A 25,447-nucleotide genomic window follows, 5' to 3' on the forward strand; every position below is an offset into this window, starting at 1 on the left:
TAGTTTGTTGCCATCCTTATTTACCTATCCTTTCAAGCAGTTTTAAATTTTCTTCTGCAATTGCATCGATATCTATATCCTTGTTGCAGATTGTATGATGCAGTGCCTCCTGATAATGATCGTGTTTGTAGTTGAATTTATTTTTGTTTATTTGATGTACTGTCACAAGTTCTGTGTTAAAATATACATAAAGTTTATTTTCAATTGGTACTAGCTTGACTCTTTTGTTGATAAACTTTGTAGGAACGGAATATCCAGATCCATTGTAGGTAACCAGTAGTGTTGGTGGCACTATCTGCGTAATGACATTATCTACATAGCTATCGAGCATCACTTTGTTTGGTAAGGGTCTGAGATATTCCTTTTCTTTTTCAAAGAGAACATGCGGCGGCATATTCGTTGTCTGATTGATGGTGTTATTGACTCGTCTATTGATCTTTTCAATAAGATGGATAAGTTCTTCTTCATTTTCAATCTCGCCATCATATGCATTCAGCCAGGAAATGAATCTGTTGGCTGATTCATCTTTTCCTTTTGTCTGTGGACTTCTTGTTTTGCATAGCCTTATCTTCATGCCGCTATCCTTTTCAAAGGCTCTGATTTTCTGATGCTTTCTTTTAGAGCCATTAGTAATGCTCACTACAGCTGTCATATTGTCAGTAAGTATATGTTCAGGGGTTCCTCCAAGCCTGTATAAGGTATCGATGATGCATCTAAGGAAGTCTTCAGTTGTTTTTCCTTTGGTATAGACAAATATATGTTCACGTGAATAGCCAAGTGTAGATGTCATGAGATTGAATTCTATGACTTCACCATGAATGGTCGTCATTCTAAGATTTTCTTTCCAGTCTACCTGCAATTGTTGGCCAGGCCTTGTTTCATATCTGACATGAGGCTTGACAGTTTTTTGTGGCTTCATATCACGTTTCCAAGTGTAATATTTAAAATTATTGTAAGTTCCGATATTGTCCTCACCATACCTGTCTAGAAGATACTCATATGCAGCACGTTTATGAACACCAGGCTTCTCAAACAATCTAGTGATTTCATCGCTATATTTATCCAGAATACTTTTTCTAGGTTTACGTTCCACTTTTTTTATTCCTCCTTCACGCCAGTATTTAGCTACTGTATGTCTATCCATATCGTAGATTCTGGCAAGTTCGCTAAAGTTGGGTTTAATATTCATTTGTTTCAAAATTAATAAATCTCCTATAATATTTCTTTCCATAATAATCTCCTGTATTTGAATACAGAAGATTCTATCAAAAAAGATAACCTTAGGATAGTTTTTCATTGCCGAAACTGGTAATTATTATACCAACCTTTTTGGTTATCTTTATTTTACTATTAACATTGTTTTGGACCACTAGTCCGACACGTTTTCCAATATATTCTTGTGGTAGGGAATATTTATTGTATTTATACTGGAATAGTGATTCATTTGTAACATAGACTTCATTTAATTTAAGGTGATACCTGCTTCTGATTTCTTTGCTGGGTAACGGAAGCAGATCACCTTTTTCTTTTTCTAAAAGAAAATTTCTAGGAAGCCTTGTTGCCTGTGAGGAACGTTCATTATCCTCGTTATTGATTATTTCCAGTTTGTTATAAATGCTACTATTAATATGTACAAAAACGCTCATATAAAAATGTACAAAATCAATTCAACATAATATAATAATTCAGTTTTTATTGGAGGTTATATTATGATTATGAATTTAACAGTTAGTTCAAGTATTGAGATTAATTGTTTACTTGATTTACCAAAATTGAAAGTATTAGTAGAGGAGTTAAAATTGAAAATAAATAAATCACAAATTGCCCGAGAGCTTGGTGTAGATAGAAGATTGATTGATAAATATATGAATGGTTATACTAAGCCAAAGAAAAGAGAAAGAAAAAGTAAGTTAGATAATTTTTATCAAATAATATATGACTTGCTGATCAATCAAAATACTCAGGTTTTCTTTTATAAAAGAGTTTTATGGCTATATCTAAAAGATAATCATGGATTAGAGTGCTCAGCTTCCCATTTTAGAAAGTGGATCAGCCAGCATGAGGAATTTGATAAATACTTTAATGGCAGAACAAACAGGACAGTAAATGGTAAAATTAGAAACAATATGACAAATCATCGGTCAATCAAAAGAGAGACTGGTATGGGAGTTGAGGCACAATTGGATTGGAAGGAAAATATGCATTATACCTTAAGCACAGGTGAGGTTATTGAATTAAATATCTTTGCACTTGTATATTCCTATTCAAGATATAGGATTAATTTCATCTCACTTACAAAAAAGCAGGGTGCTCTGTTTCATTATCTTGATCAGGCATTTGAAGCAGCTGGTGGTGTGCCTGACATCTTAAAAACCGATAATATGAAAACAGTCATGGATGAGGCAAGAACAGAATATTCGAGTGGAAAGGTCAATGCAAAGTTTCAACAGTTTGCGGATGATTATGGCTTTATAGTGAAACCTTGTATTGCCGGAAAACCATGGAGTAAAGGGAAGGTTGAAGCGCCAATGAAATTATGGGATGAACTATATGCTTATAATGGGAAGCTGAACTATGCACAACTGAATGAAAAAGTAATGGAAATCAATGAAAGAAATAATTGCCAGGTGCACAGTGAAATAGGAAAAATTCCGAAACTTCATATCCAAAAAGAAAAAGATTTCTTATCCCCTTTACCACAAGAAAAGATAAGAAATCAGTATAAAATCACCATTAGACCAGTAAAAGTAGATTCACAGAGTTTGTTTTCCTATAAAGGTAATAAATATTCCGCACCACCAGAATATATTGGTAAAACAGTGAAACTACAGATATTTGATGATTATATACATGTGTATTCTAACACAAGACTTATAACAATTCATCAAATATCTCAATCAAAATATAATTATCATGAAGAACATTATCAAAAAATATATGAAGTAAGTTTTAAAGACAGTTCGGATGAAATCAAACAATTAGCCAAGGCAAATTTAAATTTGATAGGAGAAATATACAATGAGTAGTACATATATGCAATTGAAAAATAACCTGAATTACTTGAAGTTAAGTCAAATGAATGAAAATTTAGATGAGATGTTGGATTATATAACCAGAAACAATCTATCTTTTACAGAAGGATTGATCAAATTGACGCAGATAGAAATCGATCATAGAGAAAAGAATATGGTCAAGTCAATGGTTAAGGTAGGGGCATTTCCTCATCATAAAGAATTAAGGGATTTTGATTTTGATTTTCAGTCATCAATAAACAAACAGCAGATATTAGATTTTGAGACACTCAGATTCATCGAGAATTGTGAAAACATCGTATTTCTGGGTAATAGTGGTGTAGGTAAAACACACCTGGCTGTAAGTATAGGCATTGCCGCGGCAAAGCGTAGAAATAGTACATATTTCATCAAATGTCATAATCTTATTCAACAATTGAAGAAAGCAAATAACGAGAACAGATTGGAAGATAGACTTCGCCATTTTACCAAATATAAAGTACTGATCATAGATGAACTTGGCTATCTTCCGATTAATAAAGATGATGCGAAATTGTTTTTTCAATTGATAGATAGACGTTATGAAAAAAGAAGCACGATATTAACTACAAATATCAATTTTAGTGAGTGGGATGAAGTCTTCTGTGATGTGGTCATGGCAAACGCTATTTTAGACAGAATCCTTCATCATGCGCACGTGGTAACTATAACGGGTAAATCCTATCGATTAAAAGATCAAATGAAGCCAAATGAAGAGGAATCCTAATACTTAAAAATGCTCTTGATTATATTGAGAAGGAACACAATTGTACATCATAAATGATCATTTTTGTACAAAATTATATTGACATTTATATTTGTCATGTATATCAGATAATCCGCTATAATAACCGTTATAATTTTTAAGCTGATCCACTATTTTATTTTGTGTCTCAGTTTTTCCTTTGGTTTGAGGTCTATATGGCATACATGGCATAGGTGTTATTCCATAATCTTTACAGAATTCTTCAAATTTACTGTTTAATAAAGCTTTATCATCAGCTGATTTACGAGGCTTTTCTACAAATGCTTTAAGATTGTCAATGACCAGTTCTTTAGGAACACCACCGATTTCTTCAAATGCCTGGGCTAAAAATATTAACAGGTTATCAGTTGTAGGTTTTAATATTACCTGCCTGTAATTATATCTTGACCATGATAAAGTCAGAGTAGGAATATATACTACTGTCTGCGTGCCATTTTTATCTGTAAGTTTAACTTTTTCTTTCATATCGAACTGAGCCTGTTGACCAGGATTGGTTTCAAAACGTTCGATAAAAGAATCGGTTCTGTTATTTTTAAATTTACTATTGAGCTCTTCGTTATCCTTAATGTATCTGAAAAATGTCGAACGTGTACAGGTGATACCATGTTCACGTTTCATAAAATAATAAATATGATCGATATAATCAAAATTTCTCTGTTCATCACACAAATATTTGTATATAAGATCTTTATAATCATCTAAATATCTTTTTCTGTTTCTTGTTTTTTTAGGTGCGATACCGTTTAGCCTTCTGCTTAGTGTTTTTCGGCTACAGTTTAATTCTCTTGCAAGTTTAGAAACATTCAATTTAATTTCTCCTTCCTTATAGGCTCTGCTTAACATTAGAGCCTGATCCAAATTATTTATTTTAATGACTGCTGTATTCAATATAATTCACTCCTTTACAGGAAAGAATTATATCAAAAAAGATTACCCTGATTAATGCAAAGTGTAACCACTTATCTGCAACAATTTGGGTAATCTTATTTTAACTTTTATATAAGATTAAGAAGATAAAATTTATAAGTATTCTATTATAAATAAAAAAGGCCATCAGAAGACCTAAGAATGCGAAATAAATATGTTAAAAAAAAGAAGAACCGGCAGCTAGCTATTGTTGCACGTAAGTACTATCGTCGCCGTTATGATGCTTAACTTCTGTGTTCGGAATGGGTACAGGTGTGTCCATCATGCTATCGCCACCAGATCTTCTTTTTTTCAAGTGTCTTTTTCAAGATCACTCAAAACTAGATAATAGCAAAGCTCTTCGTCTCTTTCAAGTTTCTACCGCTTCTGGTCAAGTCTTCGACCTATTAGTATCAGTCCGCTGAACATGTCACCATGCTTGCACTCCTGACCTATCTACCTTATCGTCTTTAAGGGGTCTTATATACTTTCGTATTGGGAAGTCTCATCTTGAAGTGGGTTTCACACTTAGATGCCTTCAGCGTTTATCCCTTCCATATTTAGCTACCCAGCTGTGCCACTGGCGTGACAACTGGTCCACCATTGATATGTCCATCCCGGTCCTCTCGTACTAAGGACAGCTCTTCTCAAACTTCCTGCGCCCACGACAGATAGGGACCGAACTGTCTCACGACGTTCTGAACCCAGCTCGCGTACCGCTTTAATGGGCGAACAGCCCAACCCTTGGAACCGACTTCAGCTCCAGGATGCGATGAGCCGACATCGAGGTGCCAAACCTCCCCGTCGATGTGAACTCTTGGGGGAGATCAGCCTGTTATCCCCAGGGTAGCTTTTATCCGTTGAGCGACGGCCTTTCCATTCAGCACCGCCGGATCACTAAGCCCGACTTTCGTCCCTGCTCGACTTGTGGGTCTCGCAGTCAAACACCCTTTTGCCTTTGCACTCTGCGCTTGGTTTCCATCCAAGCTGAGGGTATCTTTGGGCGCCTCCGTTACTCTTTGGGAGGCGACCGCCCCAGTCAAACTGCCCACCTGACACTGTCCCGTCACCAGTTCCATGGCATCCGGTTAGAACTCCAATACACAAAGGGTAGTATCCCAACAGCGACTCCTCACACACTGGCGTGCATGTCTCTCAGTCTCCTACCTATCCTGTACATCCTGCATCAAAGTCCAATATCAGGCTGCAGTAAAGCTCCATGGGGTCTTTCCGTCTAGTCGCGGGTAACCTGCATCTTCACAGGTACTAAGACTTCACCGAGTCTACAGCTGAGACAGCGCCCAAATCGTTACGCCTTTCGTGCGGGTCAGAACTTACCTGACAAGGAATTTCGCTACCTTAGGACCGTTATAGTTACGGCCGCCGTTTACTGGGGCTTCAATTCTGTGCTTCGCTTGCGCTGACACTTCCTCTTAACCTTCCAGCACCGGGCAGGCGTCACCCCATATACGTCGTCTTTCGACTTAGCATAGAGCTGTGTTTTTGGTAAACAGTCGCTTGGGCCGTTTCACTGCGGCTCATATCTCTATGAGCACTCCTTCTCCCTAAGTTACGGAGTCATTTTGCAGAGTTCCTTAGCTATAGTTCTCTCGCTCACCTTAGGATTCTCTCCTCACCCATGTGTGTCCATTTTCGGTACGGGTTACTGTATGATTGGCACTAGAAGCTTTTCTTGGAAGCTGGCTTCAATGACTTCTGTACTTGCCGCAGCTTTCCATACGCATCACGCCTTCGCCTTTATGACAGCCGGATTTGCCTGGCTGTCAGCTACCTCGCTTGCACCTGCTTTTCCAGCAGCAGGATCACCTAGCCTTCTCCGTCACTCCTTCATTCATACCGTAAGTACAGGAATATCCACCTGTTGTCCATCGGCTACGCCTCTCGGCCTCGCCTTAGGTCCCGACTTACCCAGAGCGGACGAACCTTCCTCTGGAAACCTTGGGTTTTCGGTGCGTGGGATTCTCACCCACGTTCCGCTACTCACACCGGCATTCTCTCTTCTATACGCTCCAGCGCTCCTTCCGGTACGCCTTCGCCGCATATAGAACGCTCCCCTACCACTTGCTTGCGCAAATCCATAGCTTCGGTAATATACTTAGCCCCGGTAAATTATCGGCGCAGAGTCATTCGACTAGTGAGCTGTTACGCACTCTTTAAAGGATGGCTGCTTCTGAGCCAACCTCCTAGTTGTCTCGACATCTCCACATCCTTTTCCACTTAGTATATATTTTGGGACCTTAGCTGATGGTCTGGGCTGTTTCCCTCTTGACACTGGACCTTATCACCCACTGTCTGACTGCCGAGGATGTTTATGTGTCATTCGGAGTTTGATTATATTCAGTACCCCGGGATGGGGCCATCACATATTCAGTGCTCTACCTTCACATCACTTGCCTCGACGCTAGCCCTAAAGCTATTTCGGGGAGAACCAGCTATCTCCGGGTTCGATTGGAATTTCACCCCTAGCCACAGCTCATCCGCCAACGTTTCAACGGGGGTCGGTTCGGTCCTCCATCGGGTTTTACCCCAACTTCAACCTGGCCATGGCTAGATCACCCGGTTTCGGGTCTACGACATGCAACTTTCGCCCTCTTAAGACTCGCTTTCGCTTCGGCTCCGCATATCCTGCTTAACCTCGCTCCATATCGTAACTCGCCGGTTCATTCTACAAAAGGCACGCTATCACCCTTTAACGGGCTCTAACTTCTTGTAGGCATATGGTTTCAGGTTCTCTTTCACTCCCCTCCCGGGGTTCTTTTCACCTTTCCCTCACGGTACTGGTTCACTATCGGTCACAGAGTAGTATTTAGCCTTGCCAGATGGTCCTGGCTGTTTCCGACAGGATTCCTCGTGTCCCGCCGTACTCAGGTACTGTCTCGGACTTCCTCACTATTTCGGCTACGGGGCTGTCACCCTGTTTCGCCGGACTTCCCATTCCGTTCGCCTATAATGTCTTCTTGCCCTTTTTTGACAGCCCTACTACCCCGGCTCTTGCCGGTTTGGGCTCTTCCCCTTTCGCTCGCCGCTACTTAGGGAATCATTTCTTTATTTTCTCTTCCTTCAGGTACTTAGATGTTTCAGTTCCCTGAGTCTCGCCTCTCTGGAGCTATCTATTCACTCCAGGATACCCGGTCTCTATCCCGGGTGGGTTCCCCCATTCGGATATCGACGGCTCTTTGCATGCTTACTGCTCCCCGTCGCATTTCGCTGTTTGCTGCGTCCTTCTTCGCCTCTCTGTGCCTAGGCATCCGCCATACGCCCTTTCTTACTTTACCTTCTTCGGTGTCGCTTGATCACTTTCTATCTTCAACTTCTTCTCGTTGTTTCTTAGTTTTCTTCGACTTTCTTAGAAAGACCTTGATATCTCTTTATCTCGATCTTCTCTCTTTCGCTTTTCTATTATCCAGTTTTCAATGATCTCTTCCTGAGTTTCCCTCAATGAGGTCCACTCAAAACTAAACAGAATCTCCACACTTGCTTTCTCCTTAGAAAGGAGGTGATCCATCCCCACGTTCCCGTAGGGATACCTTGTTACGACTTCACCCCAATCATCAATCCCACCTTAGACAGCTCCTCCCTTTCGGTTAGGCCACCGGCTTCGGGTGTTATCAACTCTCGTGGTGTGACGGGCGGTGTGTACAAGGCCCGAGAACGTATTCACCGCGACATTCTGATTCGCGATTACTAGCGATTCCATCTTCATGCACTCGAGTTGCAGAGTGCAATCCGAACTGAGAACGGGTTTCTGGGTTTCGCTCCGCCTCGCGGCTTCGCTTCCCTCTGATCCGTCCATTGTAGCACGTGTGTAGCCCAGGTCATAAGGGGCATGATGATTTGACGTCATCCCCGCCTTCCTCCGGCTTGTCACCGGCAGTCTCGCTAGAGTCCCCAACTTAATGATGGCAACTAGCAACAGGGGTTGCGCTCGTTGCGGGACTTAACCCAACATCTCACGACACGAGCTGACGACAACCATGCACCACCTGTCTCGGATATATCTATCTCTCCATCTCTGGAGCCTTTATCCGGATGTCAAGACCTGGTAAGGTTCTTCGCGTTGCTTCGAATTAAACCACATGCTCCACCGCTTGTGCGGGCCCCCGTCAATTCCTTTGAGTTTCATTCTTGCGAACGTACTACTCAGGCGGAGTACTTACTGCGTTAACTGCAGCACTGGGATCTGACTCCCAACACTTAGTACTCATCGTTTACGGCGTGGACTACTAGGGTATCTAATCCTATTTGCTCCCCACGCTTTCGGGACTGAGCGTCAGTTGCAGTCCAGATCGTCGCCTTCGCCACTGGTGTTCCTCCATATATCTACGCATTTCACCGCTACACATGGAATTCCACGATCCTCTCCTGCACTCTAGCTGCCCGGTTTCTCTGGCACACTGAAGTTAAGCTTCAGCCTTTCACCACAGACCCTTGCTGCCGCCTGCTCCCTCTTTACGCCCAATAATTCCGGATAACGCTCGCCACCTACGTATTACCGCGGCTGCTGGCACGTAGTTAGCCGTGGCTTCCTCATAAAGTACCGTCACTCACATATCATTCCCTATATGTGCCGTTCTTCCTTTATAACAGAAGTTTACAGAACGAATTCCTTCTTCCTTCACGCGGCGTTGCTCGGTCAGGGTTCCCCCCATTGCCGAAAATTCCCTACTGCTGCCTCCCGTAGGAGTCTGGGCCGTGTCTCAGTCCCAGTGTGGCCGGTCACCCTCTCAGGTCGGCTACGCATCGTCGCCTTGGTGGGCCGTTACCCCTCCAACTAGCTAATGCGCCGTAAGCCCATCCTCTACCAGTCCCGTAGCACTTTTAATACAGTTATCATGCGATCTCTGTACCTATGCGGTCTTAGCTGACGTTTCCATCAGTTATCCCCCTGTAAAGGCCAGGTTGCTTACGTATTACTCACCCGTTCGCCACTCGAGCCCAAAGGCTCGCGTTCGACTTGCATGTATTAGGCACGCCGCCAGCGTTCATCCTGAGCCAGGATCAAACTCTCCATTGTCTTATCCTTTTCAAAGCCTCTTGGCTTCTGCTCTCTTTTTATCTATTAATTGACGTGTGTTCTTTTCGATTCTGTTCAGTTTTCAATGTCCTCTCCGGCTCTTTTGCCGACTAGTTTATCCTACACTCTTTTCTCTCGTTTGTCAATTCTTTTTTTACTTTTTTCGCTCGGCCCTTCCTTTGAACCTCGCTCCTTCTCTCGAGTGCCCTATTAATCTACCACATCCTCTTTACTTTGTAAATACCTTTTTTTACTTTTTTTATCCCTTCCCGCTTTTTCTCCCTTTTTATCACTCTTTTTCCCTGTCATTTTTTATCTCTTTGTTTTTTGATATAAATAATTTATCACAACAAATGCAACATAATATAAAAAAGACTCATAGAAATTACTGTGTTAAAATGTAAGTAACCAAACAAACAATTAATAGGAGGTAATATCTACGAGCTATAAACATCTTACCATAAACGAACGCTGTTGTATCTACCAATTTAAAAATTCTGGTATGACCATAAGAAATATCGCAAAAGCTCTGCATCGTTCACCAAGTACCAGATTTAGAGAAATCAATCGAAATAAAATTGAAACTAATAGTAAAGGAAGAGTTTACAAATACTATCCTATCAAAGCACAGGAATTATATGAGTCAAGAAAGAATGCCATCGTAAGACGATCCATGATACGAATATCTTTAACTATATTGAAGAAAAAAAGATTATACTAGTCCCCTGAATAGATTGCAAACAGGAAGAAAGAATGAATTTCGATACTTTCGACTTCTGCAATTTATCGAATAATTCATAGAAAGCAAATGAAAATCACTATGGAACATTTAAGATGAAAAGGTTATTTTAAACGTCCGTCAGAAAGGAACAAATGAAAATACAAATGGATTGCTTAAAGAATTTTATCCAAAAGGAATGGATTTATCAAAAGTAGAGAAAAATGAATTAATCTACAATTTAACACTGATGAACAATCGACCAAGAAAATGTATTCAATATAAAACACCCAAAGAAGTCATGTTTGGTATATAACTTACATTAGGTGGAGCTTTTAATTTGCCGAATTACCTATACAAAAAAATACTGCTCCTAGAAGAGACAGTATCTTTAATTTTGGTAATTAATTATCCAATTTTTTTATAAACATCAATAAATTCTTGAGCTAAATCAATTACAACTAAAGCAGTCATTAAATGATCTTGAGCATGTACCATTAATAAGTTTAATGGAGCTTTTTCTCCTCTGATTTCAGCTTGAATTAATTCAGTTTGAGAATGATGTGCTTCATTTACTGTTTCTTTAGCTTGTTGTAAAGATTCATCAGCTTTAGCTAAATCTCCAGCTTTAGCATATTGAATAGCTTCGATAGCAGAGCTACGTGCACTACCACTGTTTACAATAAGATTAATTACAACTTGTTCTTGTTCATCCATTTTGATATCTCCTTACTACAATGAAATTTTCAGATCTCTATCTGCTTTCTATATTATACTAAAGTATAGCTATCATTTCAAGCGGTTTCAGGGATTTTCAAAATTTATAAACTGACATTTTATTCTTTGTTTTTTTAAAATTTATATAATTTTTCATAATTTTTTTATCTATATTTTATAAGTAAATAAATATAAAAACACCTAAAAAACCGAATCAGGAAGGATCCGGTAAACAAAAACATAAAAAAAGAAGAACCGGCAGCTAGCTATTGTTGCACGTAAGTACTATCGTCACCGTTATGATGCTTAACTTCTGTGTTCGGAATGGGTACAGGTGTGTCCATCATGCTATCGCCACCAGATCTTCTTTTTTTCAAGTGTCTTTTTCAAGATCACTCAAAACTAGATAATAGCAAAGCTCTTCGTCTCTTTCAAGTTTCTACCGCTTCTGGTCAAGTCTTCGACCTATTAGTATCAGTCCGCTGAACATGTCACCATGCTTGCACTCCTGACCTATCTACCTTATCGTCTTTAAGGGGTCTTATATACTTTCGTATTGGGAAGTCTCATCTTGAAGTGGGTTTCACACTTAGATGCCTTCAGCGTTTATCCCTTCCATATTTAGCTACCCAGCTGTGCCACTGGCGTGACAACTGGTCCACCATTGATATGTCCATCCCGGTCCTCTCGTACTAAGGACAGCTCTTCTCAAACTTCCTGCGCCCACGACAGATAGGGACCGAACTGTCTCACGACGTTCTGAACCCAGCTCGCGTACCGCTTTAATGGGCGAACAGCCCAACCCTTGGAACCGACTTCAGCTCCAGGATGCGATGAGCCGACATCGAGGTGCCAAACCTCCCCGTCGATGTGAACTCTTGGGGGAGATCAGCCTGTTATCCCCAGGGTAGCTTTTATCCGTTGAGCGACGGCCTTTCCATTCAGCACCGCCGGATCACTAAGCCCGACTTTCGTCCCTGCTCGACTTGTGGGTCTCGCAGTCAAACACCCTTTTGCCTTTGCACTCTGCGCTTGGTTTCCATCCAAGCTGAGGGTATCTTTGGGCGCCTCCGTTACTCTTTGGGAGGCGACCGCCCCAGTCAAACTGCCCACCTGACACTGTCCCGTCACCAGTTCCATGGCATCCGGTTAGAACTCCAATACACAAAGGGTAGTATCCCAACAGCGACTCCTCACACACTGGCGTGCATGTCTCTCAGTCTCCTACCTATCCTGTACATCCTGCATCAAAGTCCAATATCAGGCTGCAGTAAAGCTCCATGGGGTCTTTCCGTCTAGTCGCGGGTAACCTGCATCTTCACAGGTACTAAGACTTCACCGAGTCTACAGCTGAGACAGCGCCCAAATCGTTACGCCTTTCGTGCGGGTCAGAACTTACCTGACAAGGAATTTCGCTACCTTAGGACCGTTATAGTTACGGCCGCCGTTTACTGGGGCTTCAATTCTGTGCTTCGCTTGCGCTGACACTTCCTCTTAACCTTCCAGCACCGGGCAGGCGTCACCCCATATACGTCGTCTTTCGACTTAGCATAGAGCTGTGTTTTTGGTAAACAGTCGCTTGGGCCGTTTCACTGCGGCTCATATCTCTATGAGCACTCCTTCTCCCTAAGTTACGGAGTCATTTTGCAGAGTTCCTTAGCTATAGTTCTCTCGCTCACCTTAGGATTCTCTCCTCACCCATGTGTGTCCATTTTCGGTACGGGTTACTGTATGATTGGCACTAGAAGCTTTTCTTGGAAGCTGGCTTCAATGACTTCTGTACTTGCCTCAGCTTTCCATACGCATCACGCCTTCGCCTTTATGACAGCCGGATTTGCCTGGCTGTCAGCTACCTCGCTTGCACCTGCTTTTCCAGCAGCAGGATCACCTAGCCTTCTCCGTCACTCCTTCATTCATACCGTAAGTACAGGAATATCCACCTGTTGTCCATCGGCTACGCCTCTCGGCCTCGCCTTAGGTCCCGACTTACCCAGAGCGGACGAACCTTCCTCTGGAAACCTTGGGTTTTCGGTGCGTGGGATTCTCACCCACGTTCCGCTACTCACACCGGCATTCTCTCTTCTATACGCTCCAGCGCTCCTTCCGGTACGCCTTCGCCGCATATAGAACGCTCCCCTACCACTTGCTTGCGCAAATCCATAGCTTCGGTAATATACTTAGCCCCGGTAAATTATCGGCGCAGAGTCATTCGACTAGTGAGCTGTTACGCACTCTTTAAAGGATGGCTGCTTCTGAGCCAACCTCCTAGTTGTCTCGACATCTCCACATCCTTTTCCACTTAGTATATATTTTGGGACCTTAGCTGATGGTCTGGGCTGTTTCCCTCTTGACACTGGACCTTATCACCCACTGTCTGACTGCCGAGGATGTTTATGTGTCATTCGGAGTTTGATTATATTCAGTACCCCGGGATGGGGCCATCACATATTCAGTGCTCTACCTTCACATCACTTGCCTCGACGCTAGCCCTAAAGCTATTTCGGGGAGAACCAGCTATCTCCGGGTTCGATTGGAATTTCACCCCTAGCCACAGCTCATCCGCCAACGTTTCAACGGGGGTCGGTTCGGTCCTCCATCGGGTTTTACCCCAACTTCAACCTGGCCATGGCTAGATCACCCGGTTTCGGGTCTACGACATGCAACTTTCGCCCTCTTAAGACTCGCTTTCGCTTCGGCTCCGCATATCCTGCTTAACCTCGCTCCATATCGTAACTCGCCGGTTCATTCTACAAAAGGCACGCTATCACCCTTTAACGGGCTCTAACTTCTTGTAGGCATATGGTTTCAGGTTCTCTTTCACTCCCCTCCCGGGGTTCTTTTCACCTTTCCCTCACGGTACTGGTTCACTATCGGTCACAGAGTAGTATTTAGCCTTGCCAGATGGTCCTGGCTGTTTCCGACAGGATTCCTCGTGTCCCGCCGTACTCAGGTACTGTCTCGGACTTCCTCACTATTTCGGCTACGGGGCTGTCACCCTGTTTCGCCGGACTTCCCATTCCGTTCGCCTATAATGTCTTCTTGCCCTTTTTTGACAGCCCTACTACCCCGGCTCTTGCCGGTTTGGGCTCTTCCCCTTTCGCTCGCCGCTACTTAGGGAATCATTTCTTTATTTTCTCTTCCTTCAGGTACTTAGATGTTTCAGTTCCCTGAGTCTCGCCTCTCTGGAGCTATCTATTCACTCCAGGATACCCGGTCTCTATCCCGGGTGGGTTCCCCCATTCGGATATCGACGGCTCTTTGCATGCTTACTGCTCCCCGTCGCATTTCGCTGTTTGCTGCGTCCTTCTTCGCCTCTCTGTGCCTAGGCATCCGCCATACGCCCTTTCTTACTTTACCTTCTTCGGTGTCGCTTGATCACTTTCTATCTTCAACTTCTTCTCGTTGTTTCTTAGTTTTCTTCGACTTTCTTAGAAAGACCTTGATATCTCTTTATCTCGATCTTCTCTCTTTCGCTTTTCTATTATCCAGTTTTCAATGATCTCTTCCTGAGTTTCCCTCAATGAGGTCCACTCAAAACTAAACAGAATCTCCACACTTGCTTTCTCCTTAGAAAGGAGGTGATCCATCCCCACGTTCCCGTAGGGATACCTTGTTACGACTTCACCCCAATCATCAATCCCACCTTAGACAGCTCCTCCCTTTCGGTTAGGCCACCGGCTTCGGGTGTTATCAACTCTCGTGGTGTGACGGGCGGTGTGTACAAGGCCCGAGAACGTATTCACCGCGACATTCTGATTCGCGATTACTAGCGATTCCATCTTCATGCACTCGAGTTGCAGAGTGCAATCCGAACTGAGAACGGGTTTCTGGGTTTCGCTCCGCCTCGCGGCTTCGCTTCCCTCTGATCCGTCCATTGTAGCACGTGTGTAGCCCAGGTCATAAGGGGCATGATGATTTGACGTCATCCCCGCCTTCCTCCGGCTTGTCACCGGCAGTCTCGCTAGAGTCCCCAACTTAATGATGGCAACTAGCAACAGGGGTTGCGCTCGTTGCGGGACTTAACCCAACATCTCACGACACGAGCTGACGACAACCATGCACCACCTGTCTCGGATATATCTATCTCTCCATCTCTGGAGCCTTTATCCGGATGTCAAGACCTGGTAAGGTTCTTCGCGTTGCTTCGAATTAAACCACATGCTCCACCGCTTGTGCGGGCCCCCGTCAATTCCTTTGAGTTTCATTCTTGCGAACGTACTACTCAGGCGGAGTACTTACTGCGTTAACTGCAGCACTGGGATCTGACTCCCAACACTTAGTACTCATCGTTTACGGCGTGGACTACTAGGGTATCTAATCCTATTTGCTCCCCACGCTTTCGGGACTGAGCGTCAGTTGCAGTCCAGATCGTCGCCTTCGCCACTGGTGTTCCTCCATATATCTACGCATTTCACCGCTACACATGGAATTCCACGATCCTCTCCTGCACTCTAGCTGCCCGGTTTCTCTGGCACACTGAAGTTAAGCTTCAGCCTTTCACCACAGACCCTTGCTGCCGCCTGCTCCCTCTTTACGCCCAATAATTCCGGATAACGCTCGCCACCTACGTATTACCGCGGCTGCTGGCACGTAGTTAGCCGTGGCTTCCTCATAAAGTACCGTCACTCACATATCATTCCCTATATGTGCCGTTCTTCCTTTATAACAGAAGTTTACAGAACGAATTCCTTCTTCCTTCACGCGGCGTTGCTCGGTCAGGGTTCCCCCCATTGCCGAAAATTCCCTACTGCTGCCTCCCGTAGGAGTCTGGGCCGTGTCTCAGTCCCAGTGTGGCCGGTCACCCTCTCAGGTCGGCTACGCATCGTCGCCTTGGTGGGCCGTTACCCCTCCAACAAGCTAATGCGCCGTAAGCCCATCCTCTACCAGTCCCGTAGCACTTTTAATACAGTTATCATGCGATCTCTGTACCTATGCGGTCTTAGCTGACGTTTCCATCAGTTATCCCCCTGTAAAGGCCAGGTTGCTTACGTATTACTCACCCGTTCGCCACTCGAGCCCTAAGGCTCGCGTTCGACTTGCATGTATTAGGCACGCCGCCAGCGTTCATCCTGAGCCAGGATCAAACTCTCCATTGTCTTATCCTTTTCAAAGCCTATCGGCTTCTGCTCTCTTTTTATCTATTAATTGACGTGTGTTCTTTTCGATTCTGTTCAGTTTTCAATGTCCTCTCCGGCTCTTTTGCCGACTAGTTTATCCTACACTCTTTTCTCTCGTTTGTCAATTCTTTTTTTTACTTTTTTCGCTCGGCCCTTCCTTTGAACCTCGCTCCTTCTCTCGAGTGCCCTATTAATCTACCACATCCTCTTTACTTTGTAAATACCTTTTTTTACTTTTTTTATCCCTTCCCGCTTTTTCTCCCTTTTTATCACTCTGTTTCCCTGTTATAAATGCTACTATTAATATGTACAAAAACGATCATATAAAAATGTACAAAATCAATTCAACATAATATAATAATTCAGTTTTTATTGGAGGTTATATTATGATTATGAATTTAACAGTTAGTTCAAGTATTGAGATTAATTGTTTACTTGATTTACCAAAATTGAAAGTATTAGTAGAGGAGTTAAAATTGAAAATAAATAAATCACAAATTGCCCGAGAGCTTGGTGTAGATAGAAGATTGATTGATAAATATATGAATGGTTATACTAAGCCAAAGAAAAGAGAAAGAAAAAGTAAGTTAGATAATTTTTATCAAATAATATATGATATAAAAGTCAAGATAATTTGACCAATTTGTTGCAATTAAGTGTTCTCAGTTTTTTTAGGATTTAATTTATCTTTGATTCGATAAGATGGACCTGTGATATTAAATAAATATGAATAATGAAGAATCCTGTCTAATATGGCTTTAGTTATCATTTCATCATTTCCTAATATCTGTGGCCATTTATCAAATGAAATATTGCTTGTAAAAATAGTAGATCGTTTAGTATATCTTAAATCAATCAATTGAAAAAATAATTTAGCTTCCAGTGGTGTTATTTCATTAAATCCAACTTCATCAATGACTAGCAGCTTATACTTATAAAAGAGTCTTAGTTTTCTTTCTAATGTCCCCTCATTATATGCCTGTCTTAGTATATTGATTAATTTATTAAATTTAATAAAATATACACTATTTCTTCTTATAGCTACTGTATATGCAATTGCTATTGCCAAATGTGTTTTTCCAGTACCAGGGTTACCTACAAATACGATATTTGTAGCATTTTCATAAAAATCCGATTCAATAATGGATCTTATTTTTTCTTCTTTTATACCTGGCTGAAAATTAAAATCATAATCATCAACTTTTCTTAGAAAAGGAAATGCTGCTACTTTTACATTATAAAGTCTGTTATTCTCCTCTTTAGCTATCACTTCCTTATTCAGTATCTTATGCATTACATGCAGTTCTTCTTCAGCTATTTCATTATTCATTACTAATGAATTTAAATATGAATATGCTGATTTCAGTTTTAAATAATTCAATTGTTCCAGTACATCATTAGTCATTGTCATAAATTATATTCTCCAGTTCTTTTAATATTATTTGATTGCTTTCTTTAACTGCCTGCTTATCTGTTTTCTTATAATAAAGTTCATGTTCTTCTTTTATATTAAATTTATTATTAGTAATAGGATGTTTTTCAATAATTTTTCCGTTATAATATATAAGAAGTTCTTTGTTTTGGACCACTAGTCCGACACGTTTTCCAATATATTCTTGTGGTAGGGAATATTTATTGTATTTATACTGGAATAGTGATTCATTTGTAACATAGACTTCATTTAATTTAAGGTGATACCTGCTTCTGATTTCTTTGCTGGGTAACGGAAGCAGATCACCTTTTTCTTTTTCTAAAAGAAAATTTCTAGGAAGCCTTGTTGCCTGTGAGGAACGTTCATTATCCTCGTTATTGATTATTTCCAGTTTGTCATGTATATCAGATAATCCGCTATAATAACCGTTATAATTTTTAAGCTGATCCACTATCTTATTTTGTGTCTCAGTTTTTCCTTTGGTTTGAGGTCTATATGGCATACATGGCATAGGTGTTATTCCATAATCTTTACAGAATTCTTCAAATTTACTGTTTAATAAAGCTTTATCATCAGCTGATTTACGAGGCTTTTCTACAAATGCTTTAAGATTGTCAATGACCAGTTCTTTAGGAACACCACCGATTTCTTCAAATGCCTGGGCTAAAAATATTAACAGGTTATCAGTTGTAGGTTTTAATATTACCTGCCTGTAATTATATCTTGACCATGATAAAGTCAGAGTAGGAATATATACTACTGTCTGCGTGCCATTTTTATCTGTAAGTTTAACTTTTTCTTTCATATCGAACTGAGCCTGTTGACCAGGATTGGTTTCAAAACGTTCGATAAAAGAATCGGTTCTGTTATTTTTAAATTTACTATTGAGCTCTTCGTTATCCTTAATGTATCTGAAAAATGTCGAACGTGTACAGGTGATACCATGTTCACGTTTCATAAAATAATAAATATGATCGATATAATCAAAATTTCTCTGTTCATCACACAAATATTTGTATATAAGATCTTTATAATCATCTAAATATCTTTTTCTGTTTCTTGTTTTTTTAGGTGCGATACCGTTTAGCCTTCTGCTTAGTGTTTTTCGGCTACAGTTTAATTCTCTTGCAAGTTTAGAAACATTCAATTTAATTTCTCCTTCCTTATAGGCTCTGCTTAACATTAGAGCCTGGTCTAAATTATTTATTTTAATGACTGCTGTATTCAATATAATTCACTCCTTTACAGGAAAGAATTATATCAAAAAAGATTACCCTGATTAATGCAAAGTGTAACCACTTATCTGCAACAATTTGGGTAATCTTATTTTAACTTTTATATATGACTTGCTGATCAATCAAAATACTCAGGTTTTCTTTTATAAAAGAGTTTTATGGCAATTGTTAATGTCAATATAAAATTTACCAAAAGTGTTAGTTTAATTTTCACCAGTTCTGGTTGTTATGATCATCATCTTCAATCATGGATATCTTATCCTTTGTTCGATATGACCTTCCTGTGATATTTATGATGTGTGAATGATGAATAAGTCTGTCTAAGATTGCATTCGCTAATACATTATCACCAAAAACCTCTCCCCATCGTGACAGTGATTTGTTGGTTGTTATGATTGTTGAGTGTTTCTCATACCTTTTTGTTATCAATTGAAAAAGAAGATTCGATGATTCGCTATCCAGCGGAAGAAACCCTACCTCATCTATGATAAGTAGCTTATATTTTGCAAAGAATTTCAATCGTGTTTCTAGTCTGTTTTCTAGATGGGCTCTTTTTAGCTGTAGGATGAGATCATTGCAGTTTATAAAATATGTACTGTTTCTGTTTTTTGCTGCTTCTATTCCAATTGATGTCGCCAGATGTGTTTTTCCTACACCTGGGGTTCCAATGAGAAGAATATTTTCTGTTTTTTCCATAAATCTGAGATTTCTAAAATCAAGTATCTGCTCCTTGCTGATCGAAGGCTGATATGAAAAATCAAAATCCTCAAATGTTTTTATATATGGGAAATTGGCCACCTTCACGCATGCGTTCATCGCTCGTTCATTCCTAAGTTCCATTTCAAAATTAGTCAGTTCATATAGTGCTTCCACCATATCCTTCTTTCCTTCATTTACCATGCTTATATATGTATCTAAATATTCTCTTATGCGATCGAGCTTCAATGTTTCCAGATTGTTCATGAGCCTGTTATAGTTTGTTGCCATCCTTATTTACCTATCCTTTCAAGCAGTTTTAAATTTTCTTCTGCAATTGCATCGATATCTATATCCTTGTTGCAGATTGTATGATGCAGTGCCTCCTGATAATGATCGTGTTTGTAGTTGAATTTATTTTTGTTTATTTGATGTACTGTCACAAGTTCTGTGTTAAAATATACATAAAGTTTATTTTCAATTGGTACTAGCTTGACTCTTTTGTTGATAAACTTTGTAGGAACGGAATATCCAGATCCATTGTAGGTAACCAGTAGTGTTGGTGGCACTATCTGCGTAATGACATTATCTACATAGCTATCAAGCATCACTTTGTTTGGTAAGGGTCTGAGATATTCCTTTTCTTTTTCAAAGAGAACATGCGGCGGCATATTCGTTGTCTGATTGATGGTGTTATTGACTCGTCTATTGATCTTTTCAATAAGATGGATAAGTTCTTCTTCATTTTCAATCTCGCCATCATATGCATTCAGCCAGGAAATGAATCTGTTGGCTGATTCATCTTTTCCTTTTGTCTGTGGACTTCTTGTTTTGCATAGCCTTATCTTCATGCCGCTATCCTTTTCAAAGGCTCTGATTTTCTGATGCTTTCTTTTAGAGCCATTAGTAATGCTCACTACAGCTGTCATATTGTCAGTAAGTATATGTTCAGGGGTTCCTCCAAGCCTGTATAAGGTATCGATGATGCATCTAAGGAAGTCTTCAGTTGTTTTTCCTTTGGTATAGACAAATATATGTTCACGTGAATAGCCAAGTGTAGATGTCATGAGATTGAATTCTATGACTTCACCATAAATGGTCGTCATTCTAAGATTTTCTTTCCAGTCTACCTGCAATTGTTGGCCAGGCCTTGTTTCATATCTGACATGAGGCTTGACAGTTTTTTGTGGCTTCATATCACGTTTCCAAGTGTAATATTTAAAATTATTGTAAGTTCCGATATTGTCCTCACCATACCTGTCTAGAAGATACTCATATGCAGCACGTTTATGAACACCAGGCTTCTCAAACAATCTAGTGATTTCATCGCTATATTTATCCAGAATACTTTTTCTAGGTTTACGTTCCACTTTTTTTATTCCTCCTTCACGCCAGTATTTAGCTACTGTATGTCTATCCATATCGTAGATTCTGGCAAGTTCGCTAAAGTTTGGTTTAATATTCATTTGTTTCAAAATTAATAAATCTCCTATAATATTTCTTTCCATAATAATCTCCTGTATTTGAATACTATAAAAGTTAAAATAAGATTACCCAAATTGTTGCAGATAAGTGGTTACACTTTGCATTAATCAGGGTAATCTTTTTTGATATAATTCTTTCCTGTAAAGGAGTGAATTATATTGAATACAGCAGTCATTAAAATAAATAATTTGGATCAGGCTTTAATGTTAAGCAGAGCCTATAAGGAAGGAGAAATTAAATTGAATATTTCTAAACTTGCAAGAGAATTAAACTGTAGCCGAAAAACACTAAGCAGAAGGCTAAACGGTATCGCACCTAAAAAAACAAGAAACAGAAAAAGATATTTAGATGATTATAAAGATCTTATATACAAATATTTGTGTGATGAACAGAGAAATTTTGATTATATCGATCATATTTATTATTTTATGAAACGTGAACATGGTATCACCTGTACACGTTCGACATTTTTCAGATACATTAAGGATAACGAAGAGCTCAATAGTAAATTTAAAAATAACAGAACCGATTCTTTTATCGAACGTTTTGAAACCAATCCTGGTCAACAGGCTCAGTTCGATATGAAAGAAAAAGTTAAACTTACAGATAAAAATGGCACGCAGACAGTAGTATATATTCCTACTCTGACTTTATCATGGTCAAGATATAATTACAGGCAGGTAATATTAAAACCTACAACTGATAACCTGTTAATATTTTTAGCCCAGGCATTTGAAGAAATCGGTGGTGTTCCTAAAGAACTGGTCATTGACAATCTTAAAGCATTTGTAGAAAAGCCTCGTAAATCAGCTGATGATAAAGCTTTATTAAACAGTAAATTTGAAGAATTCTGTAAAGATTATGGAATAACACCTATGCCATGTATGCCATATAGACCTCAAACCAAAGGAAAAACTGAGACACAAAATAAGATAGTGGATCAGCTTAAAAATTATAACGGTTATTATAGCGGATTATCTGATATACATGACAAACTGGAAATAATCAATAACGAGGATAATGAACGTTCCTCACAGGCAACAAGGCTTCCTAGAAATTTTCTTTTAGAAAAAGAAAAAGGTGATCTGCTTCCGTTACCCAGCAAAGAAATCAGAAGCAGGTATCACCTTAAATTAAATGAAGTCTATGTTACAAATGAATCACTATTCCAGTATAAATACAATAAATATTCCCTACCACAAGAATATATTGGAAAACGTGTCGGACTAGTGGTCCAAAACAAAGAACTTCTTATATATTATAACGGAAAAATTATTGAAAAACATCCTATTACTAATAATAAATTTAATATAAAAGAAGAACATGAACTTTATTATAAGAAAACAGATAAGCAGGCAGTTAAAGAAAGCAATCAAATAATATTAAAAGAACTGGAGAATATAATTTATGACAATGACTAATGATGTACTGGAACAATTGAATTATTTAAAACTGAAATCAGCATATTCATATTTAAATTCATTAGTAATGAATAATGAAATAGCTGAAGAAGAACTGCATGTAATGCATAAGATACTGAATAAGGAAGTGATAGCTAAAGAGGAGAATAACAGACTTTATAATGTAAAAGTAGCAGCATTTCCTTTTCTAAGAAAAGTTGATGATTATGATTTTAATTTTCAGCCAGGTATAAAAGAAGAAAAAATAAGATCCATTATTGAATCAGATTTTTATGAAAATGCTACAAATATCGTATTTGTAGGTAACCCTGGTACTGGAAAAACACATTTGGCAATAGCAATTGCATATACAGTAGCTATAAGAAGAAATAGTGTATATTTTATTAAATTTAATAAATTAATCAATATACTAAGACAGGCATATAATGAGGGGACATTAGAAAGAAAACTAAGACTCTTTTATAAGTATAAGCTGCTAGTCATTGATGAAGTTGGATTTAATGAAATAACACCACTGGAAGCTAAATTATTTTTTCAATTGATTGATTTAAGATATACTAAACGATCTACTATTTTTACAAGCAATATTTCATTTGATAAATGGCCACAGATATTAGGAAATGATGAAATGATAACTAAAGCCATATTAGATAGGATTCTTCATTATTCATATTTATTTAATATCACAGGTCCATCTTATCGAATCAAAGATAAATTAAATCCTAAAAAAACTGAGAACACTTAATTGCAACAAATTGGTCAAATTATCTTGACTTTTATAAATACAGAAGATTCTATCAAAAAAGATAACCTTAGGATAGTTTTTCATTACCGAAACTGGTAATTATTATACCAACCTTTTTGGTTATCTTTATTTTACTATTAACAGCAATATCTAAAAGATAATCATGGATTAGAGTGCTCAGCTTCCCATTTTAGAAAGTGGATCAGCCAGCATGAGGAATTTGATAAATACTTTAATGGCAGAACAAACAGGACAGTAAATGGTAAAATTAGAAACAATATGACAAATCATCGGTCAATCAAAAGAGAGACTGGTATGGGAGTTGAGGCACAATTGGATTGGAAGGAAAATATGCATTATACCTTAAGCACAGGTGAGGTTATTGAATTAAATATCTTTGCACTTGTATATTCCTATTCAAGATATAGGATTAATTTCATCTCACTTACAAAAAAGCAGGGTGCTCTGTTTCATTATCTTGATCAGGCATTTGAAGCAGCTGGTGGTGTGCCTGACATCTTAAAAACCGATAATATGAAAACAGTCATGGATGAGGCAAGAACAGAATATTCGAGTGGAAAGGTCAATGCAAAGTTTCAACAGTTTGCGGATGATTATGGCTTTATAGTGAAACCTTGTATTGCCGGAAAACCATGGAGTAAAGGGAAGGTTGAAGCGCCAATGAAATTATGGGATGAACTATATGCTTATAATGGGAAGCTGAACTATGCACAACTGAATGAAAAAGTAATGGAAATCAATGAAAGAAATAATTGCCAGGTGCACAGTGAAATAGGAAAAATTCCGAAACTTCATATCCAAAAAGAAAAAGATTTCTTATCCCCTTTACCACAAGAAAAGATAAGAAATCAGTATAAAATCACCATTAGACCAGTAAAAGTAGATTCACAGAGTTTGTTTTCCTATAAAGGTAATAAATATTCCGCACCACCAGAATATATTGGTAAAACAGTGAAACTACAGATATTTGATGATTATATACATGTGTATTCTAACACAAGACTTATAACAATTCATCAAATATCTCAATCAAAATATAATTATCATGAAGAACATTATCAAAAAATATATGAAGTAAGTTTTAAAGACAGTTCGGATGAAATCAAACAATTAGCCAAGGCAAATTTAAATTTGATAGGAGAAATATACAATGAGTAGTACATATATGCAATTGAAAAATAACCTGAATTACTTGAAGTTAAGTCAAATGAATGAAAATTTAGATGAGATGTTGGATTATATAACCAGAAACAATCTATCTTTTACAGAAGGATTGATCAAATTGACGCAGATAGAAATCGATCATAGAGAAAAGAATATGGTCAAGTCAATGGTTAAGGTAGGGGCATTTCCTCATCATAAAGAATTAAGGGATTTTGATTTTGATTTTCAGTCATCAATAAACAAACAGCAGATATTGGATTTTGAGACACTCAGATTCATCGAGAATTGTGAAAACATCGTATTTCTGGGTAATAGTGGCGTAGGTAAAACACACCTGGCTGTAAGTATAGGCATTGCCGCGGCAAAGCGTAGAAATAGTACATATTTCATCAAATGTCATAATCTTATTCAACAATTGAAGAAAGCAAATAACGAGAACAGATTGGAAGATAGACTTCGCCATTTTACCAAATATAAAGTACTGATCATAGATGAACTTGGCTATCTTCCGATTAATAAAGATGATGCGAAATTGTTTTTTCAATTGATAGATAGACGTTATGAAAAAAGAAGCACGATATTAACTACAAATATCAATTTTAGTGAGTGGGATGAAGTCTTCTGTGATGTGGTCATGGCAAACGCTATTTTAGACAGAATCCTTCATCATGCGCACGTGGTAACTATAACGGGTAAATCCTATCGATTAAAAGATCAAATGAAGCCAAATGAAGAGGAATCCTAATACTTAAAAATGCTCTTGATTATATTGAGAAGGAACACAATTGTACATCATAAATGATCATTTTTGTACAAAATTATATTGACATTTATACCTGTCATTTTTTTATTAATAAAACGATAATAATTAAAATTGATGAATTAACAGTTAATTTATAAAAAATTTATTTTACAATATAAAACTAATTTGAGTAAAAA

General features: G+C 39.0%; 14 protein-coding genes, 6 rRNA genes and 1 pseudogene. 7 read left to right on the forward strand and 14 right to left on the reverse strand.

Annotated features, from left to right (window positions below; translation table 11 throughout):
- Positions 1-16: 16 nt before the first annotated feature.
- Both istA (ABGT36_RS11500) and ABGT36_RS11505 read right to left on the reverse strand, forming a co-directional pair.
- Positions 17-1,231, reverse strand: a complete 1,215-nt coding sequence (istA, locus tag ABGT36_RS11500; RefSeq protein ID WP_346677418.1) for an IS21 family transposase — start codon at positions 1,229-1,231, stop codon at positions 17-19.
- A 49-nt stretch (positions 1,232-1,280) separates the two neighbouring features.
- On the reverse strand, positions 1,281-1,646 hold the full coding sequence (locus ABGT36_RS11505; RefSeq protein ID WP_346678105.1) for a hypothetical protein: 366 nt from the start codon (positions 1,644-1,646) through the stop codon (positions 1,281-1,283).
- A 63-nt stretch (positions 1,647-1,709) separates the two neighbouring features.
- Here ABGT36_RS11505 and istA (ABGT36_RS11510) point away from each other — a divergent pair.
- Positions 1,710-3,022: pseudogene (gene istA / locus ABGT36_RS11510) on the forward strand (IS21 family transposase).
- The gene (gene istB / locus ABGT36_RS11515; protein ID WP_087357274.1) at positions 3,019-3,777 is read left to right on the forward strand and encodes an IS21-like element helper ATPase IstB; all 759 of its coding nucleotides are present in this window, start codon (positions 3,019-3,021) and stop codon (positions 3,775-3,777) included. The pseudogene istA (ABGT36_RS11510) and the gene istB (ABGT36_RS11515) overlap by 4 nt, the downstream one beginning before the upstream one ends.
- Before the next feature lie 57 nt (positions 3,778-3,834).
- Here istB (ABGT36_RS11515) and istA (ABGT36_RS11520) read toward each other — a convergent pair whose 3' ends face one another.
- The 8 genes from istA (ABGT36_RS11520) to ABGT36_RS11555 all read right to left on the reverse strand — a co-directional run bounded on the left by istA (ABGT36_RS11520) (position 3,835) and on the right by ABGT36_RS11555 (position 16,288).
- Positions 3,835-4,704 carry an IS21 family transposase gene (gene istA / locus ABGT36_RS11520; RefSeq protein ID WP_346678107.1) on the reverse strand — a complete coding sequence of 290 codons (870 nt, stop codon included), beginning with the start codon at positions 4,702-4,704 and terminating at the stop codon, positions 3,835-3,837.
- 210 nt (positions 4,705-4,914) lie between these two features.
- A 5S ribosomal RNA gene (rrf, locus tag ABGT36_RS11525) occupies positions 4,915-5,023 on the reverse strand.
- A gap of 86 nt (positions 5,024-5,109) precedes the next feature.
- Positions 5,110-8,018, reverse strand: a 23S ribosomal RNA gene (locus ABGT36_RS11530).
- A 214-nt stretch (positions 8,019-8,232) separates the two neighbouring features.
- A 16S ribosomal RNA gene (locus tag ABGT36_RS11535) occupies positions 8,233-9,757 on the reverse strand.
- Between the two features lie 1,126 nt (positions 9,758-10,883).
- Positions 10,884-11,192, reverse strand: coding sequence for a PTS lactose/cellobiose transporter subunit IIA (locus ABGT36_RS11540; protein ID WP_087303547.1), 309 nt, complete (start codon positions 11,190-11,192; stop codon positions 10,884-10,886).
- 253 nt (positions 11,193-11,445) lie between these two features.
- Positions 11,446-11,554: ribosomal RNA gene (gene rrf / locus ABGT36_RS11545) — 5S ribosomal RNA — on the reverse strand.
- A gap of 86 nt (positions 11,555-11,640) precedes the next feature.
- Positions 11,641-14,549 (reverse strand): 23S ribosomal RNA (locus tag ABGT36_RS11550).
- 214 nt (positions 14,550-14,763) lie between these two features.
- Positions 14,764-16,288 (reverse strand): 16S ribosomal RNA (locus tag ABGT36_RS11555).
- Together the 16S, 23S and 5S rRNA genes form the textbook arrangement of a ribosomal RNA operon.
- A 407-nt stretch (positions 16,289-16,695) precedes the next feature.
- Between ABGT36_RS11555 and ABGT36_RS11560 the strand changes: the two genes are divergently transcribed.
- Positions 16,696-16,947 (forward strand): hypothetical protein, encoded by a 252-nt coding sequence (locus ABGT36_RS11560; RefSeq protein ID WP_346678109.1) that lies wholly within the window; start codon positions 16,696-16,698, stop codon positions 16,945-16,947.
- Positions 16,948-16,961: 14 nt separating this feature from the next.
- Here the strand turns inward: ABGT36_RS11560 and istB (ABGT36_RS11565) are convergent, their stop codons facing one another.
- The 4 genes from istB (ABGT36_RS11565) to istA (ABGT36_RS11580) form a co-directional block, all read right to left on the reverse strand.
- Complete coding sequence (istB, locus tag ABGT36_RS11565; RefSeq protein ID WP_087285701.1) at positions 16,962-17,720, reverse strand: IS21-like element helper ATPase IstB; 759 nt, start codon at positions 17,718-17,720, stop codon at positions 16,962-16,964.
- Positions 17,707-18,969, reverse strand: a complete 1,263-nt coding sequence (istA, locus tag ABGT36_RS11570; protein WP_346678111.1) for an IS21 family transposase — start codon at positions 18,967-18,969, stop codon at positions 17,707-17,709. Before istA (ABGT36_RS11570) ends, istB (ABGT36_RS11565) begins: the two co-directional genes overlap by 14 nt.
- Before the next feature lie 217 nt (positions 18,970-19,186).
- Positions 19,187-19,939 (reverse strand): IS21-like element helper ATPase IstB, encoded by a 753-nt coding sequence (gene istB, locus ABGT36_RS11575; RefSeq protein ID WP_346676893.1) that lies wholly within the window; start codon positions 19,937-19,939, stop codon positions 19,187-19,189.
- A gap of 26 nt (positions 19,940-19,965) precedes the next feature.
- Entirely contained in the window at positions 19,966-21,180 is a 1,215-nt protein-coding gene (gene istA / locus ABGT36_RS11580; RefSeq protein WP_346678113.1) for an IS21 family transposase, read from the reverse strand.
- A 135-nt stretch (positions 21,181-21,315) separates the two neighbouring features.
- Between istA (ABGT36_RS11580) and istA (ABGT36_RS11585) the strand changes: the two genes are divergently transcribed.
- The 4 genes from istA (ABGT36_RS11585) (at position 21,316) to istB (ABGT36_RS11600) (ending at position 25,253) form a co-directional block, all read left to right on the forward strand.
- On the forward strand, positions 21,316-22,578 hold the full coding sequence (istA, locus tag ABGT36_RS11585; protein WP_346678114.1) for an IS21 family transposase: 1,263 nt from the start codon (positions 21,316-21,318) through the stop codon (positions 22,576-22,578).
- Positions 22,565-23,323: an IS21-like element helper ATPase IstB gene (istB, locus tag ABGT36_RS11590; protein WP_087285701.1), complete on the forward strand. Its 759-nt coding sequence runs from the start codon at positions 22,565-22,567 to the stop codon at positions 23,321-23,323. The genes istA (ABGT36_RS11585) and istB (ABGT36_RS11590) overlap by 14 nt, the downstream gene beginning before the upstream one ends.
- A 315-nt stretch (positions 23,324-23,638) precedes the next feature.
- On the forward strand, positions 23,639-24,502 hold the full coding sequence (locus ABGT36_RS11595) for a Mu transposase domain-containing protein (RefSeq protein ID WP_346678116.1): 864 nt from the start codon (positions 23,639-23,641) through the stop codon (positions 24,500-24,502).
- The gene (gene istB, locus ABGT36_RS11600; protein ID WP_087357274.1) at positions 24,495-25,253 is read left to right on the forward strand and encodes an IS21-like element helper ATPase IstB; all 759 of its coding nucleotides are present in this window, start codon (positions 24,495-24,497) and stop codon (positions 25,251-25,253) included. Before ABGT36_RS11595 ends, istB (ABGT36_RS11600) begins: the two co-directional genes overlap by 8 nt.
- Positions 25,254-25,447: the final 194 nt, after the last annotated feature.

Source organism: Erysipelatoclostridium sp. An173 (genome assembly GCF_963931465.1).
In the GTDB taxonomy this organism is placed as follows: domain Bacteria; phylum Bacillota_I; class Bacilli_A; order Erysipelotrichales; family Coprobacillaceae; genus Thomasclavelia; species Thomasclavelia merdavium.